The following is a 1,100-nucleotide window of genomic DNA, read 5'->3' on the forward strand; positions in this document are numbered from 1 at the left end:
GATGGTCAACAACATCAGTCTGGCTCATCGAAGCCGTGTGGGACGCGGGGGGAGTCCATTCGATCATTCAAGCCGAAGCCGCTTCGTTCCGCAAAGCACATGGCAGATACAGCTTGCCATGTGCTTCGCTCCACTACGCGTCTCGGCTTAACTTGGGTGTTAGGCCGCAATATGTCACACCGTCCCATCAACTCTGCTAAAGGAATGCCCACGTCCATGCTCTCCGTCAAATATCGTCAGCTTGTGCGTTCAAGTGCAATTTACGATCTCGTCGCAACTGCAGCATTCGCTACACCATGGACATTTCACATAGTCCATCAAATGCTAGGTCAGATCTCGCCCCTTCCGGCATTTGAGCCATTGCACGTCCTTTTTGCCAACCTTCTTGGCAGCATCGTCATAGTCTGGTCTCTTCTGCGCATCTGGAACCCGCAACCTATCTTTGGGCTTTTTGATACCGCAGCTCGTACCTTATTCTTTATCTGGCAGTTGTATTATCTTCTGGTCATGAATGGAGCTTCGATTGTTTGGTTTTTCGCCGCATTTGAATTTGCTTTCGGGCTGTCTCAAGGCTACGGTTACTGGCTTCTTCATAAGGTTCAAAGTGGTGCACCTACGAACTGCAAGGTCGTTAGATACTTTGCTACTGCGGCCTAACCCATCCATCGAGAGGGACCGCCTATCGGCGGCCCCTCATGTCAGACGTTAGGCCGCATGGCATCCGTCCTCGCAATCGTCCAGTTCGCTCTCGTGCCGGTCCTGCTAGCGGTGGCTCTGGCCGTGCGCTTCGCCGGCGTCTCAAAGCCACTCAACGTCGTTGATTACGCTCGCGTCTCGGATCCTGTGGCGCTCCATCGCTGGGCAGGAAACAGGCTTCTTCTCTTGCCGGTCGCTTTCCTGGTCGGTGGCTACACTTCGCACCGCTTTCCGGGGCTCGCTCTGCTGTTCCTTGGCGCAGCAACAGTCGCATGTCTGTGCGTAGCTGTCTGGCTTGCGCTCGGCGCCGAAAGATTCCAGAGTGCGGCCTAACAATGCGTGTATGGACTCCCCCGTCAACCCCTGACGGCAGGATTTTGTGAAGCGCCAGCTTCACGGCTTTT

General features: G+C 54.7%; 1 protein-coding gene. It reads left to right on the forward strand.

Annotated elements, in window-relative coordinates; all coding sequences use genetic code 11:
* Positions 1-657, forward strand: a 657-nt coding sequence (locus WB794_RS13475) for a hypothetical protein (protein WP_337336365.1), incomplete at its 5' end; no start/stop codon positions are given.
* Positions 658-1,100: the final 443 nt, after the last annotated feature.

Origin of the sequence: Denitratimonas tolerans, assembly GCF_037203605.1 — a bacterium.
GTDB lineage: Bacteria > Pseudomonadota > Gammaproteobacteria > Xanthomonadales > Xanthomonadaceae > Denitratimonas > Denitratimonas tolerans.